Source organism: Microbacterium sp. NPDC003461 (assembly GCF_053588335.1).
This window is the reverse complement of record NZ_JBSFPT010000044.1, coordinates 1-14555: the sequence shown is the minus strand read 5'-3', so window position 1 is coordinate 14555 and position 14555 is coordinate 1. Positions and strand designations below refer to the sequence as shown.

Genomic DNA, 14555 nt, shown 5'->3' with positions numbered 1-14555 from the left:
GTCCGGCGCGGAAGGTGGGGTTGCTGGAGATCGTCGCGTGCTCGCGCCGTCGCGTCCCGCGCCGGCGAGGCGGCGCTGCGCGCCGCATCGGCGGCCGCACGCTCGCGCTTCGCGCTCGCACAGTGACCGGTTGGTGTGGAGGGGCGCGCGAATCGGTTGAACTGATCGGTTGCTGAACGGAGCGGCGCAGCCGCGGAGATGAAGCGACCACCACAACCGTCTTGGACTTGCTGGGGTTCAGCGACCGTGGGGTTTCACCGTTCGGTTGAACTGATCGGTTGCGCCCGTCGGTTGCCGTGGCCGGGTGTAGCGGATCAGATGACGTCGGCGAAGGTGCGGTCCGGGGTGCCGAAGCGGTGGGCGGTGATCGAGATGGCCTGCTCGCGCAGGAACGGCAGCAGCTCGAGGCGGCCCGCCGTGGTGACCTCGCCCGCGTAGATCGCGAGGTCGGGGTCGCCGTGCACCGCCTCGGCGAGCGCGCCATGCAGGGCGCGCACGGACGCGCGCGGGCCGATCAGGCGCACGCGCGGCGGGCGGGCGACGTCCGCCGCGCGCGGATCGACGAGGTCGACCAGCTGGGCCTCGGCGTCGTCCGCGTCGGAAGGTTGCGGTGCTCGCTTCGCCTCCGCGGCGTCGCCGCTGCGTTCCGCCGCCGATCCGAGGTCCGCGGCCGACCCGGCTTCGGCGGCCGGGCGTGCCATCCGGGCGATCCAGTCCTCGTCCGACTCGACGTGAACCGGGATGCGCAGGTCGCCCAGCGCGCGGCGCACCGGCGCCGGCAGCCCCACCGGCAGGCTCAGCGTGAACGCACCGCCGGTGCGGATGCCCGCGATGAGCACGCGCAGCACCTCCTGCCGGCCGGCGTCGGCCGTCGCCCGTACCGCCACGGGCACCGGCCGGTAGCGGAACAGGTTGCGCTCCACACCGAGGCGCGAGACGTCCTTGATCCGGCCGAACTCGCGATCCCACGCGACCGCGTCCGACAGCGCCGCGCGACGCAGCCACTCGAACTCGTCGTAGCCGAGCGAGGGCTGGGCGGCCTCGATGAGCGCCGTGATGCGGGTGTCGAGCCCCCGAAGGTGGAGGTTGCGCCCCGCGGCGCCGCCGTTCGTCGCGCGCCAGTCGCCGAGCCCGATCAGGTAGTGCGGCCCGCCGGCCTTCGTGCCGGCGCCGACGGACGAGCGCTTCCAGCCGCCGAACGGCTGGCGCTGCACGATCGCCCCCGTGATGCCGCGGTTGACGTAGAGGTTGCCCGCCTCGACCCGGCGCAGCCACGCCGCCAGGTCCTCCGGATCCTGCGTGTACAGCCCGGCGGTGAGGCCGTAGTCGACGGCGTTCTGCAGGCGGATGGCCGCCTCGAGCGTGGGCGCGTGCATGACGCCCAGCACGGGGCCGAAGAACTCCTCGGAGTGGAAGCGCGAGCCCGGCCGCACGCCCACGCGGATGCCGGGGGTCCAGTACCGGCCGTCTCCGCCCGGCACCTCCTGCGGCTTCACGAGCCACTGCTCGCCCGCGTCGAGCGTCGTCAGCGCCCAGTGCAGCTTGCTCGAGGGCCGCGGCGTCTCGATGAGCGGCCCGACCTCGCTGAGGGGATCGGACGGCGGCCCCACGCGCAGCGAGCGCGTGGCGTCGACGAGCTGCCTCGCGAAGCGCTTGGAGCGACCGACGGGACCGACGAGGATCGCGAGCGACGCCGCCGAGCACTTCTGCCCCGCGTGCGAGAAGGCGCTGCGCACGAGATCGGCGGCCGCCAGGTCGAGGTCGGCCGACGGGGCGACGATCATCGCGTTCTTGCCGCTCGTCTCCGCCAGCAGCGGCAGGTCCGGCCGCCAGCTGCGGAACAGCTGCGCCGTCTCCCACGATCCCGTGAGGATCACGCGGTCCACGTCCGCGTGCGAGACGAGCTCGCGCCCCAGCTCGTCCTCGTCGAGGTCGACGAGCGCGAGCAGCTCGCGCGGGATGCCGGCGTCCCACAGGGCCTCCGCCACGACGGCCGCGCACCGCCGCGCCTGCGGGGCCGGCTTGAAGACGACGCCGGATCCCGCGGCGAGCGCCGCGAGCACACTGCCGGCCGGGATCGCGAGGGGGAAGTTCCACGGCGGCGCCACCACGGTCACGCGCGACGGCTCGAACCGGGCGCCCGGCACCGCGTCGAGCTCGGACGCGTTCGCCGCGTAGTAGTTCGCGAAGTCGACGGCCTCGCTCACCTCGACGTCGGCCTCGGCGAACACCTTGCCCGTCTCGGAGGCTGCCACCTCGATGAGGGCGCCCCGGCGCGCGTCGAGCGCCTGGGCGGCCCGGCGCAGCGCCTCGGCGCGCTCGGCGGCGGGGGTGGCGCCCCATGCCTCGCCCGCCGCTCGTACGCGCTGCACGATCCGCTCCAGCGCGTCGCGGTCGGTCACGCGCGCGGCCTCGACGGTCGCCGTGCCGGCCGTCGAGGCCGGCACCCGGGCGAGCACCTCCCGCGCCCACTCGCGGTTCTCCGGCAGCGCCGGATCCGTGTCGGGGGTGTTGCGGAAGCCGGGTGCCCCCGTGGCGTCGGCCGACTCCACCGCCTGGAACACGGCCGTCTCCACCCATGTGTCCTGCTCGAACCGGCGGTCGGGCTCGTCGTGCCCGCGTGCGATGTCGAGCACCGCCTGCGTCAGCTGCTCCTCGGCCGCGGGCGCGGCGTCCGAGGCCTCGGTCGCGCGGCGGCGGGCGCGGCGGTTCGGGCCCGTCGGCAGCGAGGGATCGACCGATCGGCGCACGGACGCCACGAACCGATCCCGCTCGCGCGCGAAGAGCGATCCGTCCTCGGCCATCCCGAACGCCGCCGAGAGGAAGTTCTCGCTCGAGGCGTTCTCCTCGAGGCGCCGCACGAGGTAGCTGATCGCCACGTCGAACTCGGCCGGGGCGACCACCGGCACGTAGAGCAGCACGGGGCCGACCGTGTTCGACACCGCCTTCACCTGGCCCTGCGCCATGCCGAGCAGCATCTCGAACTCGACGGCGCCCGCCACGCCGCGGCGGTTCGCGAGGTGCCACGCGTACGCGATGTCGAAGAGGTTGTGCCCGGCGACGCCCAGCTGCACCGCCCGCGTCCGCTCGGGGGTGAGCGCGGCGTCGAGGCAGCGCACGTAGTTGGCGTCGGTGTCGAGCTTCGAGGAGTAGGGGGCGAGCGGCCAGTCGTGCATCGCCGCGTCGACCCGCTCCATCGCGAGGTTCGCGCCCTTCACGAGGCGCACCTTGATGGGGGCGCCGCCGGCGTCGACGCGCGCGGTCGCCCAGGCGGTGAGCTCGTCGAGCGCCGGCAGGGCGTCGGGCAGATACGCCTGCAGCACGATGCCGGCGCGCAGCCGGCGCAGCTCGGGCTTCTCGAGCAGCCGCGTGAACACCGCGATCGTGAGGTCGAGGTCGCGGTACTCCTCCATGTCGAGGTTCAGGAACGTGCCGTTGCCCGCCGCGGTGAGGTACAGCGGCGTGAGCCGCTCGACGACGCGCTCGACGATCTCGTCGAACGCCCACATCGACAGGTGCGAGGCGATCGCCGACACCTTCACCGAGACGTAGTCCACGTCGTCGCGCTCCACGAGCGCGTGGATGCCCGCCAGGCGGTGCTGCGCCTCCTGCTCGCCCAGCACGGCCTCGCCGAGCAGGTTGAGGTTCAGCCGTGCGCCGCCCTGGCGGAGCCGCTCGATCGCCGGCCCCAGCTTCTCCGGGCGCGCGTCGACGATGAGATGCCCGACCATCGCGCGCAGCACGCGGCGGGCGAGGGGGATGACGGCGGCCGGCGCGATCGGCCCGACGGCACCGCCCGCGCGCACGGCCGCCCGCAGCGGCAGCGGCAGGAAGCCGGGGGCCAGCGGCGCGATCCTCGCGAGGTTGCGGGCCGCGGCGGTGAGGCTCTCCGGCCGCATCACCCCGTCGACGAAGCCGACCGTGAAGTCGAGCCCGTTCGGATCGCGCAGCACTCCCGCGAGGCGCTCCGCGGCCGGGTCCTGCTCGACCTCGGCGGCCTGCAGCACCCAGCGCCGGGCGAGGGCGACGGCCTCGTCGATCAGGTCGCTGTGCGGCGCGGCAGGCATGGGCCCAGCCTACGAGACGAGACCGATTTCGCTCCGTTCCCCGCAGGGGGTTAGTGTCTGGCCATGGAAGCCACCGACGTGCTGATCCGCCCCATCCGAGACGTCGACGCCGAGGCGATGGGCCGTGTCCACGCCCAGGTGTGGCACGAGACCTACGACGGCATGGTGTCGAAGGCCACGCTCGAGGCCGTCTCGCCCAAGCGCCTGGCCGACCTGTGGACCCACTACGCGCAGCGCGGCCCCGAGCACCGCCACGCCGCGGCCCTCGTCGACGGCGAGATCGTGGGCTTCGCCGCCTCCGGCCCCGCCCGCGACGACGACGCGCCGGCGCCCCGCGAGCTCTACTTCGTGTACCTGCTCGACTCGTGGCACCGCAAGGGCATCGGCCGCGCCCTCTTCGACGCCGTGGTCGACGACGGCGAGCCGCTGTACGGCTGGATCGCGAAGAACTACCCGGGCGGCACCGGCTTCTACGAAAAGCGCGGCTTCCGGCTCGACGGCGTCGAGCGCCAGGAGCCCTTCCTGGGCGAGACGCTCACCGAGGTGCGCTTCTCCCGTGCCTGAGTCGGTCCCCGGATCGCTGCAGGTCTGGGCGCTCGAGGGGATCGGCGAGGTCCGCGCGGGCGACGACCTCGTCGCCGTCATCGCCGCCGCCGCGGGCGACACCCTGCGCGACGGCGACATCCTGGTCGTCACGAGCAAGATCGTCTCCAAGGCCGAGGGCCGCTTCGTGCGGGCGGACGACCGCGAGGACGCCATCACCGCCGAGACCGTGCGGGTCGTCGCCGAGCGCACCTGGCCGAACGGCTCGCGCACGCGCATCGTCGAGAGCCGCCTCGGCATCATCGCCGCCGCCGCAGGCGTCGACGCGTCGAACACCCCCGAAGGGACGGTCCTGCTGCTCCCCGAGGATCCGGATGCGTCCGCCCGTGCGCTCGCGACCGGCCTGCGGCTGGGGCTCGGCGCCGAGGTGGGCGTGATCGTCTCGGACACCCTCGGGCGCGCATGGCGGGACGGCCAGACCGACCACGCGATCGGCGCCGCCGGCGTGCGCGTGTTCGAGGACCTGCGCGGCCAGGTCGACGCGCAGGGGCGCGAGCTCGCCGTCACGCTGCCGTGCGTCGCGGACGAGCTGGCCGCCGCCGCCGACCTCGTCAAGCGCAAGACGGCGGGGCGCCCCGTGGCGGTGGTGCGCGGCCGCGCCGACCTCGTGGGCCCGCTCGACCTGCCGGGCGCGCGCTCGATCGTCCGCCCCGCCGAGCGCGACATGTTCCACACCGGCGCGGAGGAGTCCTACGCCGCCGGCTACGCGGCCGGCGTCGCCGCGCGCGGCTGACCGCTCCCTGAGCCCCTCCCCGGCGCCGGATCGGGCCTTCCCGCGCCGGCGCCCCGCTGACAGACTGGCCGCATGGGTGCCATCGAGAACGCCAAGGTCACCGTCGTCGGGGCCGGAGCCGTGGGGGCGAGCAGCGCGTACGCCATGCTCATCCGCAAGGCGGCCCGCCACGTGGTGCTGTACGACATCGCCGCGCAGAAGGTCGAGGCCGAGGTGCTCGATCTCGCCCACGGCACGAACTTCACCGGATCGAGCCGCATCACGGGCGGCTCCGACATCGCCGTGACGGCGGGGTCGCACGTCGTCGTCATCACGGCCGGCGCGAAGCAGGCGCCCGGCCAGACGCGCATGGACCTCGCCGCGACGAACGCGCGGATCATCGCCACGATGATGCCGCGGCTGCTCGAGGCCTCGCCCGACGCGATCTTCGTCATCGTGACGAATCCGTGCGACGTGCTCGCGGTGATCGCGCAGCAGGCGACCGGCCTGCCGCCGGAGCGGGTGATGGCATCCGGCACCGTGCTCGACACCTCGCGGCTGCGCGTGCAGCTGGCCGAGGCCGCCGGCGTGGCCACGCGGTCGGTGCACGCGCACATCGTGGGCGAGCACGGCGACACCGAGTTCCCGCTGTGGACGAGCGCCACGATCGGCCCCGTGCCGCTGCTCGACTGGCGCGCGCCGGGCTTCGACGGCTTCCGCCGCGAGGAGCTCGACGCCATCGCGATCGAGGTGCGCGACGCCGCCTACCGGGTGATCCAGGGCAAGGGCGCGACGAACTACGGCATCGGCCTGTCGGTGACGCGCATCGTGGAGGCGATCCTGGATGACGAGGGGGCCGTGCTGCCCGTGTCGACGGTGCTCAGCGGCTTCCACGGCATCGACGGCGTCGCGCTGTCGGTGCCGTCGATCGTGAACGCGGCCGGCGCGTTCCCGATCCGCGAGACGCGCTTCGACGACGCCGAGCTCGAGCTGCTGCGCACGTCGGCCGCCGCCATCTCGCTCACGGCGCAGAGCGTCGCGGGCTAAGACAGCGCCGGTCGGATGTCGGTGTGGCCGAAGTCCTCCCCGACGAACAGCAGCTCTTCGCCCCGGGCGCGCGCGAGCGCGTAGCTGAAGCAATCGCCCAGGTTCAGCCGGGCCGGGTGCCCGCAGCCCCGACCGAAGTCGCGGTAGGCCTGCTGGGCGATGCGAGCCTGCTCGGCGTCGAACGGCACGATCTCCACGCGCCAGAGCCGCAGCAGGTCGTCGGCGAGACGCTCGACGACCGGATTGCGGCGCCCGGCCAGCACTGCGGCCAGCTCCACCGAGGTCGCGGCCGATATCGACAGCCGTTCCGCGGAGAAGGCGGCCCGATCCACCTCCGACCACCCCTCCTCGCGCAGCAGCACGGCGAGGACCGCCGAGGTGTCGAGGATCATGCGGGCAGGCCGTTCTCGTCGTACAGCTCCGCGCCGAGCGCGCCCGACGACGGCCACGCTTCCGTCTCCTGCCACACGCGCGACAGCAGCGTGTCGATCTCGCGGCGGCGATCCTGCTCGTCGGGCATCGGCTCGCCGGCCTCCAGGCGCTCGAGCTTCTCGCGAAGCGCCACCTCCAGGGCACTCACCTGCGTCGAGCCCAGCCGCGCGGCGAGCTCGCGGGCCAATGCGACGACCGCGTCGTTCTTGATGTTCAGGCTCACGGGTGCCATTCTACCCCGCGCCTTCTACCCGTCTACCCGTCTACCCTCGAGCTCAGCCGATTTCCCCCTTCGAGCCGCGCTCCCCCGGTGTGCGACGGGTTCCCGGGCGACATCCGGGAGAATGGCGGGGTGACCACGCCCCGCCCGCGCCCCACCTGGATCCAGGCGCTGTCGGGTGTGTTCGCGGCGGCCGCGCTCGTCGTCCTCGCCTGGTGCGCCGTGTTCGCGGTGCGCGCGCTGCTGCCGACGGAGCCGATCCGCTCGTTCCTCGAGGCGTTCCCCGGCGATGCGCCGCTGCCCGCCGACACGGCCGAGGGCATCCCGGCCTTCGTGTCGTGGACGCACTTCCTGAACGCGTTCTTCCTCGTGCTGATCGTCCGCTCCGGGCTGCGGTTCCGCTTCGAGAGCCGCTCGGGCGGGCTGTGGACCTCGCGGCGCGTGAAGCGCCGCCGCCTGTCGCTCGCGCTGTGGGGCCACCTCGCCGTCGACCTGCTGTGGCTCGCGAACGGCGTCGTGTTCGTCGTGCTGCTGTTCGCGAGCGGCCACTGGGTGCGCATCGTGCCGACGAGCTGGGATGTGCTGCCGAACGCGGTCTCGGCGCTGCTGCAGTACGTGTCGCTGGACTGGCCCACGCACAACGGCTGGGTGCACTACAACGCGCTGCAGCAGCTGGCGTACTTCGCGATCGTCTTCCTCGCCGCGCCGGTCGCGGCGGTGACCGGCTGGCGACTCAGCGCGTTCTGGCCCGCGCGGCTCGACGGCCTGCTCTCCGCGCGCGTCGCGAAGGCGCTGCACTGGCCGACGATGCTCTTCTTCGTCGCCTTCACGCTCGTGCACGTCGGGCTCGTGCTCGCCACCGGCGCGCTGCGCAATCTCAACCACATGTACGGCGGCCAGGACGCCGTCAACTGGGTGGGGTTCGGGGTCTTCGCCGCCACCGTCGTGCTCATGGCGTTCGGCTGGTACGCGATGCGCCGCGACGACTGGATCGCGAAGGTCGCGGCGCGCTTCGGCGACGTGCGCCTGCTCGAGCGCTGACCCGAGTCAGCCGCGCGAGCGGGCCGCGAAGGCGGCGATCCGCTCGCGGGCCTCGGCGCGCTCGAAGGCCTCGCCGATGGTGCGGGCCTCCTCGTCGAGCTGCGCCGCGAACGACCGGCCGGGGCGCGAGCGCAGCAGCCGCTTCGCCTCGCCCAGCGCCCGCGAGGCACCGGCGGCCCACGCGCGCGCGACCTCCTCGGCCCGCGCGGCGACGCTCTCGGGCGCGACGACCTCGGCCACGAGGCCCCACTCGCGCGCCTCGGCCGCCGGCAGCAGCCGGTCGCCGAGCGCCAGCTGCAGCGCGCGGCGCTCGCCGACCGCGGCGGCCAGGTGCGCCGACACCGACAGGTCGGGCGTGAGGCCCACCCCCGCGTAGCCGCAGCCGATGCGCGAGTCCTCGCCCACGACCGCCCAGTCGCTGCTGAGCAGGATGCCGAGCCCGCCGCCCACGGTCGTGCCGTGCGCGGCGGCGACCACGGGGATCGCCGACTCGGTGAGGGCCAGGATGCCGCGGTTGATCACGCGGGCCAGCTCGCCCACCTGCGCGCCCGAGCTCAGCTCGGCCGCCATCGCGCGCACGTCGCCGCCGGCGCAGAACGCACGCCCGGCGCCCTGCAGGATGATCGCCCGCACGTCGTCGCGGCCGACCGCCTCTGCGGTGACCCGCTCCCACGCGCGCGCCATCTCGGCGTCGAACGCGTTGAGGCGATCCGGGCGATTCAGCGTGATGCGAGCGAAGCCGCCCTCGACCTCCAGCAGCACGGGTGCGTCCGACATGAGCTCTCCCTCGGCGTCATCGCCCGGCCGCGTCGCCGGGCGATTCCGAGCCTAGGCGATCACGCCCCGGCCGCATGCCGGATCAGGCGGTCGCGGCGGCGGCCTCGTCCTCTTCCGTCGCGACGAGCTGGCCGCACGCGCCGTCGATCTCCATGCCGCGGGTGTCGCGGATCGTCGTGGGGATGCCGGCGTCGTTGAGGATGCGCACGAACTCGTTCTGCGCCGCCTTGGTCGACGCGTCCCACACCGAGCCGGGCGTCGGGTTCAGCGGGATCGGGTTCACGTGCACCCAGCCGCGGCCGCGGGCGTTGAGCTTCTCGGCGAGCATCACGGCGCGCCACGGGTGGTCGTTCATGTCGCGGATGAGCGCGTACTCGATCGAGACGCGGCGCCCCGTCCTGTCGAAGTAGGCGCGCGCGGCGTCGAGCACCTCGTCGACCTTCCAGCGCGAGTTCACGGGGATCATCTCGTCGCGCAGCTCGTCGTCGGGCGCGTGCAGCGAGAGCGCGAAGGTGACGGGGAGCCCCTCGTCCGTGAGCTTGCGGATCGCGGGGGCGAGGCCCACCGTCGACACGGTGATGCCGCGGGCGCTCATGCCGAGCCCGTGGTCCTTGTCGGTCATCACTCGCAGGGTGTGCATGACGCGGGCGTAGTTGGCCAGCGGCTCTCCCATGCCCATGAAGACGATGTTCGTGACCCGCTCGTCCGGGTGCTCGGCAGTGCCCAGGTGACCCTCGCGGATCAGCGCGTTCGCGCGCACGACCTGCTCCACGATCTCGGCGGCCGACATGTTGCGGGTCAGGCCCGCCTGCCCGGTCGCACAGAACGGGCAGTTCATGCCGCAGCCGGCCTGCGAGCTCACGCACAGCGTGATGCGGCCCGGGTAGCGCATGAGCACCGACTCGACGAGCGCGCCGTCGTGCAGCTTCCACAGGAACTTGATCGTGTTCCCGTCGTCGGTCTGCAGGCGGCGCACCTCGGTGAGCAGCGTGGGCAGCAGGCCGGCGACGAGCTCCTCGCGGCCGTCCTTCGGCAGATCCGTCATCGCGGACGCGTCGCTCGTCCAATGCTGGAAGTAGTGCGTCTCGAGCTGCTTGGCGCGGAAGCCGGGCAGGCCCAGCTCCTTCGCCTTCTCCACGCGCTGCTCCGGCGTGAGGTCGGCGAGGTGCACGGGCGGCTTGCCGCGCTTGGGGCTGGCGAACTGCAGCAGCGGGCGGCCGGTCTCGTCCTTGGCCTGCTGCCACCCCTCGGTGCGCGGCCGCACCTGGCGCACGGCGCCGGCGGTGCCGCGCGGCTCGTCGGCGCGCGTCGGGGTGGGGATCTCGGCCATGCCCCCAGGCTATCGGGCGCGCCCTGCGAGAACGCCCGTGCGGACCGCGCGCGCACGCCCGACTAGAATCGGCACGGCTCCGCGACCCGGAGCCCCGTCATCCGCCGCCGCAGCGATGCGGCCCCACCGTCCCCAACGAGGAGGACCATGTCCGTACCGCAGGATCAGACCCCCAAGTGGAAGGTCATCGGCCCCGGCTTGGTGGTGGCCGCGACGGGCGTGGGCTCCGCCGACATGGTGGCCACCCTCGTGGCGGGATCGAACTACGGGTACGCGCTGCTGTGGGCCGTGGTCCTCGGCGTCATCCTGAAGATCGTGCTCGTGGAGGGCGCCGGCCGCTACACCGTGGCGACCGGCCGGACGATCTTCGAGGGCTGGCGCTCGCTCGGCCGCTGGCCGGTCTGGTATTTCGCGCCGTACATCGTCGTCTGGGGCGTCGTCTACGCGGCGAGCGCCATGAGCTCCACGGCGCTGCCGATCGCGGCGCTGGTGCGCGACGTGCCGGCGCTGCAGGGCACGGTCTTCACCGAGCTGTGGCCGTGGGCGATCCTCACGGGCCTGCTGGGCTTCGTGCTCGTCTGGTTCAACAAGTACAAGGTCTTCGAGAAGATCACCGCCACGCTCGTCGGCATCATGTTCGTGACGATCGTCATCCTCGCGGTCATCGCCGCGCCCAACGTGCTCCAGGTGCTCACGGGCCTCGTGCCGCTGCTGCCCGAGGGCGACAACTCGATCTTCTACACGCTCGGCCTCGCGGGCGGCGTCGGCGGCACCATCACGCTCGCCGCCTACGGCTACTGGCTGCGCGAGAAGGGCTGGGACAAGCCCCAGTTCATGCGCGTCATGCGCATCGACAACACCGTCGCCTACATCGTGACCGGCATCTTCGTCATCTCGATGCTCATCGTGGGCGTCGAGGTGGTGCAGGCGGCGGGCGTCGCGCTGTCGTCGGGCGACGCGGGCCTGCTCGACCTCGACACCGTGCTGCGCGAGCGCTACGGCGACTTCATCGGCGTCTGGTTCCTCATCGGCTTCTGGGCCGCGGGCTTCTCGTCGGTGCTGGGCGTGTGGAACGGCGTCTCGCTGATGTTCGCCGACTTCATGGGCAACGTCACGGGCAAGGGCTCGGCCCACCCCGACTCGCGCCTGAACGGCAAGTGGTTCCGCGTGTACCTGATCTGGCTGACCTTCCCCGCGATGCTGCTGCTGTTCCTCGAGCAGCCGATCTTCCTCGTGCTGCTGTACGGGGCCCTCGGCGCGCTGTTCATGCCGTTCCTCGCGATCACGCTGCTGCCGATCCTGAACACGGATCGCGTGCCGCGCGAGTTCCGCAACCGCTGGCACACGAACACCGCGCTCGTCGTCACGACGGTGGTGTTCGTCGCCCTGGGCGTCTACCAGCTGATCACCGCGCTCACCCCGCTCTTCGGCGGCTGACCCCTCCCCCTCTCCTCCTCCGCCGAACCCGCCCTCGTTCGCCGAACCCGCGCCCGATCCGGGGCGGGTTCGCGGATCGGGCGCGGGCTCGGCGGTGTGGACGCGGTGGCATCATCGGGGGATGAGCGTTCCGCTGCCCGGCATCGACGTGCCCGAGCGCGTGCGGGCACTGGCCGGGCCCGAGCCGCTCGAGCCGGTGTGGCGGAACGTGCTCGGCGGGCTCACGTTCCGCGCCGGCGACCGGTACGTGAAGTGGGCGCCCAGGCGCCCGGGGCTGGATCTGCCGCGCGAGGCGGAGCGGCTGGGGTGGGCCGGGCGGTTCGTGCGCGGGCCGCGCGTGCTCGCGCACGGGGCGACCGGCGACGAGCAGTGGCTCGTGACCGAGGCGATCCCGGCGTGGTCGGCGGTGTCGGAGTGGGGCTTCGCGAATCCGGCCGAGGCGGTGCGGGCCGTCGGCGCGGGGCTGCGGGCGATGCACGACGCCTTCCCCGTGGCCGAGTGCCCGTGGGACTGGAGCGTGCCGGCACGGATCGCCGCGGCCGCCGAGCGCGGCACGATCGTGCCGCCCGAGCTGCGCGATCCGCCCCCGATCGACCGGCTCGTCGCCTGCCACGGCGACGCGTGCTGCCCGAACACGCTCGTCGACGAGCGCGGATGGGCGGCGCACGTCGACCTCGGCAGCCTCGGCGTGGCCGACCGCTGGGCGGATCTCGCGCCGGCCGTGTGGAGCGCGGGGTACAACTTCGGGCCCGGCTGGGATGGCGCGCTGCTCGAGGCGTACGGCGTGGACCCCGACCCGGCCCGGTTGGACTACTACGACCGGCTCTGGCACGCGACCTGATCGGGCGCCCGGCCCGGCCGCGCGTTAGCCTCGACGGATGGCCGAGGAGCACCCCGCGACGATCGCCGAGCGGGTGGATCGCGAGCTCGAGATCAAGAGGTCGCGGTTCCTCTGCCACCTCGCGCCGGTGGCGTCGGTCGCCGAGGCGGACGCGTTCATCGCGGGGATCCGCCGGGAGTTCTGGGACGCGCGGCACAACTGCGTCGCGATGATCACGGGCGTGCGCGGCGAGCACGCGCGCTCCTCCGACGACCGCGAGCCGTCGGGCACGGCCGGGGTGCCGATGCTCGAGGTGCTGCGGCGGCGACGGATGACGGATGTCGTGGCCGTCGTGACGCGCTACTTCGGCGGCGTCAAGCTGGGCGCCGGCGGCCTCGTGCGCGCGTACGGCCAGGCGGTCTCGGACGCGCTCGACGCGGCGCGCATCGTGCATCGCCGCTCCCTCACCCGCGTGCGGATCGACGCGCCGCACGCCGACGCCGGCCGGCTCGACAACCTCCTGCGCGCCTGGGCGCACGCGCACGACGCGGTCCTCGATCCGCCGGAGTACGGCGCCGTCGCGCAGCTGACGGCGTGGGTCCCCGCCGCCGCGCTCGACGCCCTGCGCGCCGACCTGGCGGCCTGGACCCTCGGGGCTCTCGCCCCCGCGGTGGGCGAGGAGCGCGTCGTCGACGTGCCGGACTGACCTGCCGCCTCCTGCGCCGAACCCGCCACCGCTCAGGACGGGCCGAGGATGAAGTTCCAGGAGCCGGTGACGACGGCCGCCGCGACCGCGATGCCCGAGATGAGGGCGCCCGCCGCGATCAGCGCCCACTCGCGCGCACCCCACGGCGACGTGCGCGCCCAGGTCCGCTCGACGGGTGCGCCGAAGCCCCGCGCCTCCATCGAGGTCGCGAGCGTCGACCCGCGCCGGATCGCCAGCACGACGAGCGCGAACGCCATCCCGAGCACGCGCCGCACCCGGCCGGTGTCGGCCACGCCGCGCGCGCGGCGCGCCACCTCGAGCTCGCGCCAGTCGTCGACGAGCAGCCCGATGAGGCGCATGCCGCCCAGGGCGCCGAGCACGAAGCGGGCCGGCAGCCGCACCCGCTGCGAGAGCGCGTCGGCGAGGTCGGTGGGATCCACGGTCGCGAACAGCGCGATGCCGGGCAGCGCGATCGCGAGCACGCGGAAGACGGTGGCGACGGCGAGCGCGAGCGAGCCGTCGGTGATCCGCACGAACAGCCACTCCACGTGCACGGCGCCGTCGGCCTGGCCGTACAGCGCGATCGTGACCCCGGCGAGCGGCGCGGCGATCCACACCGGCAGCGTGCGCATCCAGAACTGCCGGCTCGTCAGACCGGCCGCAAGAAGCAGCGGGATCTCGAGCGCGAGCGCCACGGCGGCCGAGACCCAGTCGATCGTGAAGACGAGCGGGAACGCGATGACGAGCGCGGCGGCGAGCTTGGCGGCGGGATTCGCCCCCGCGATCGGGCCCCTGGCCCGCGGCGGCGCCGGCATCATCATCGGCGCGCTCCCGTGAGCGCGAGGCAGCGCGCGTGGAGGGCCTGGAGCACGTCGGCGTCGTGCGTGACCGCGACGATGCCCGCGCCCGGATCGTCGCCGGCGCCGTCGCGCAGCGCGGCGATGATCGCGACCAGCTCGGCCCACGTGCGCGCGTCCTGCCCGAACGTCGGCTCGTCGAGCACCATCACGCGCGGGCGGGTCGCGAGCATCGCCGCGACCGTGAGACGCCGCTTCTCGCCCCCGGAGAGCGTGTGGGGGTTGGCCTCGGCGAGCGCCGACAACCGCAGGCGCTCGAGCAGCTCGCCCACGCGCGCGGCGATCTCGGCCTCGGGCAGGCCGAGCGCCCGCGGCCCGACCTCCAGCTCCCGGCGCACCGTCGTGGCGAGCAGCTGGTGCTCCGGCGACTGCAGCACCGTGCCGATGCGGGTGAGCAGCTGGCGCGACGTCCAGCGGATGGGCGCCGGCCCGGCGTCGCGGGCCACCCCGGCGGCGTGGCCTTCGCGCTCGTGGCGGCCGTGAGCTGGGCGGGCTACATCCGCGGC

At 73.9% G+C, this 14555-nt stretch carries 14 protein-coding genes; 7 read left to right on the top strand and 7 right to left on the bottom strand.

What is annotated here, in order from left to right:
- Positions 1-314: 314 nt before the first annotated feature.
- Positions 315-4067: a proline dehydrogenase family protein gene (locus ACWDR7_RS12525; protein WP_449855229.1), complete on the bottom strand. Its 3753-nt coding sequence runs from the start codon at positions 4065-4067 to the stop codon at positions 315-317.
- A gap of 63 nt (positions 4068-4130) precedes the next feature.
- Between ACWDR7_RS12525 and ACWDR7_RS12520 the strand changes: the two genes are divergently transcribed.
- The 3 genes from ACWDR7_RS12520 to ACWDR7_RS12510 all read left to right on the top strand — a co-directional run bounded on the left by ACWDR7_RS12520 (position 4131) and on the right by ACWDR7_RS12510 (position 6429).
- Positions 4131-4631 (top strand): N-acetyltransferase family protein, encoded by a 501-nt coding sequence (locus ACWDR7_RS12520; RefSeq protein WP_449855228.1) that lies wholly within the window; start codon positions 4131-4133, stop codon positions 4629-4631.
- On the top strand, positions 4624-5403 hold the full coding sequence (gene cofE / locus ACWDR7_RS12515) for a coenzyme F420-0:L-glutamate ligase (protein ID WP_449855227.1): 780 nt from the start codon (positions 4624-4626) through the stop codon (positions 5401-5403). Before ACWDR7_RS12520 ends, cofE begins: the two co-directional genes overlap by 8 nt.
- A 72-nt stretch (positions 5404-5475) precedes the next feature.
- A complete protein-coding gene (locus tag ACWDR7_RS12510; protein ID WP_449855226.1) occupies positions 5476-6429 on the top strand; it encodes an L-lactate dehydrogenase in 954 nt (317 codons plus the stop codon).
- Here the strand turns inward: ACWDR7_RS12510 and ACWDR7_RS12505 are convergent.
- Positions 6426-6821, bottom strand: a complete 396-nt coding sequence (locus ACWDR7_RS12505; protein ID WP_449855225.1) for a type II toxin-antitoxin system VapC family toxin — start codon at positions 6819-6821, stop codon at positions 6426-6428. The genes ACWDR7_RS12510 and ACWDR7_RS12505 overlap by 4 nt on opposite strands.
- Positions 6818-7084 (bottom strand): type II toxin-antitoxin system VapB family antitoxin, encoded by a 267-nt coding sequence (locus ACWDR7_RS12500; RefSeq protein WP_449855224.1) that lies wholly within the window; start codon positions 7082-7084, stop codon positions 6818-6820. Before ACWDR7_RS12500 ends, ACWDR7_RS12505 begins: the two co-directional genes overlap by 4 nt.
- A 129-nt stretch (positions 7085-7213) precedes the next feature.
- On the opposite strand from ACWDR7_RS12500, the gene ACWDR7_RS12495 reads away from it, so the two are divergent.
- Entirely contained in the window at positions 7214-8122 is a 909-nt protein-coding gene (locus ACWDR7_RS12495) for a cytochrome b/b6 domain-containing protein (protein ID WP_449855223.1), read from the top strand.
- 6 nt (positions 8123-8128) lie between these two features.
- On the opposite strand, the gene ACWDR7_RS12490 is transcribed toward ACWDR7_RS12495, so the two are convergent.
- Complete coding sequence (locus ACWDR7_RS12490) at positions 8129-8899, bottom strand: enoyl-CoA hydratase/isomerase family protein (protein ID WP_449855222.1); 771 nt, start codon at positions 8897-8899, stop codon at positions 8129-8131.
- An 82-nt stretch (positions 8900-8981) separates the two neighbouring features.
- Complete coding sequence (gene rlmN / locus ACWDR7_RS12485) at positions 8982-10229, bottom strand: 23S rRNA (adenine(2503)-C(2))-methyltransferase RlmN (protein ID WP_449855221.1); 1248 nt, start codon at positions 10227-10229, stop codon at positions 8982-8984.
- 147 nt (positions 10230-10376) lie between these two features.
- Here rlmN and ACWDR7_RS12480 point away from each other — a divergent pair, with 147 nt between their 5' ends.
- The 3 genes from ACWDR7_RS12480 (at position 10377) to ACWDR7_RS12470 (ending at position 13192) form a co-directional block, all read left to right on the top strand.
- Entirely contained in the window at positions 10377-11666 is a 1290-nt protein-coding gene (locus tag ACWDR7_RS12480) for an Nramp family divalent metal transporter (protein WP_449855220.1), read from the top strand.
- A gap of 121 nt (positions 11667-11787) precedes the next feature.
- The gene (locus ACWDR7_RS12475) at positions 11788-12507 is read left to right on the top strand and encodes a phosphotransferase (RefSeq protein WP_449855219.1); all 720 of its coding nucleotides are present in this window, start codon (positions 11788-11790) and stop codon (positions 12505-12507) included.
- 37 nt (positions 12508-12544) lie between these two features.
- On the top strand, positions 12545-13192 hold the full coding sequence (locus ACWDR7_RS12470) for an IMPACT family protein (RefSeq protein WP_449855218.1): 648 nt from the start codon (positions 12545-12547) through the stop codon (positions 13190-13192).
- Positions 13193-13224: 32 nt separating this feature from the next.
- Here ACWDR7_RS12470 and ACWDR7_RS12465 read toward each other — a convergent pair whose 3' ends face one another.
- Positions 13225-14013 carry an energy-coupling factor transporter transmembrane component T family protein gene (locus ACWDR7_RS12465; protein ID WP_449855217.1) on the bottom strand — a complete coding sequence of 263 codons (789 nt, stop codon included), beginning with the start codon at positions 14011-14013 and terminating at the stop codon, positions 13225-13227.
- A partial coding sequence (locus ACWDR7_RS12460; protein WP_449855216.1) for an ABC transporter ATP-binding protein occupies positions 14010-14555 on the bottom strand: 546 nt, incomplete at its 5' end. The genes ACWDR7_RS12465 and ACWDR7_RS12460, both read right to left, overlap by 4 nt.

Excerpts from the sequence above, each read along its gene's own strand:
- ACWDR7_RS12525 (WP_449855229.1), bottom strand. The coding sequence starts at position 4,067 with ATGCCTGCCGCGCCGCACAGCGACCTGATCGACGAGGCCGTCGCCCTC.
- ACWDR7_RS12520 (WP_449855228.1), top strand. The coding sequence starts at position 4,131 with ATGGAAGCCACCGACGTGCTGATCCGCCCCATCCGAGACGTCGACGCC.
- ACWDR7_RS12510 (WP_449855226.1), top strand. The coding sequence starts at position 5,476 with ATGGGTGCCATCGAGAACGCCAAGGTCACCGTCGTCGGGGCCGGAGCC.
- ACWDR7_RS12505 (WP_449855225.1), bottom strand. The coding sequence starts at position 6,821 with ATGATCCTCGACACCTCGGCGGTCCTCGCCGTGCTGCTGCGCGAGGAG.
- ACWDR7_RS12490 (WP_449855222.1), bottom strand. The coding sequence starts at position 8,899 with ATGTCGGACGCACCCGTGCTGCTGGAGGTCGAGGGCGGCTTCGCTCGC.
- rlmN (WP_449855221.1), bottom strand. The coding sequence starts at position 10,229 with ATGGCCGAGATCCCCACCCCGACGCGCGCCGACGAGCCGCGCGGCACC.
- ACWDR7_RS12480 (WP_449855220.1), top strand. The coding sequence starts at position 10,377 with ATGTCCGTACCGCAGGATCAGACCCCCAAGTGGAAGGTCATCGGCCCC.
- ACWDR7_RS12475 (WP_449855219.1), top strand. The coding sequence starts at position 11,788 with ATGAGCGTTCCGCTGCCCGGCATCGACGTGCCCGAGCGCGTGCGGGCA.
- ACWDR7_RS12470 (WP_449855218.1), top strand. The coding sequence starts at position 12,545 with ATGGCCGAGGAGCACCCCGCGACGATCGCCGAGCGGGTGGATCGCGAG.
- ACWDR7_RS12465 (WP_449855217.1), bottom strand. The coding sequence starts at position 14,013 with ATGATGATGCCGGCGCCGCCGCGGGCCAGGGGCCCGATCGCGGGGGCG.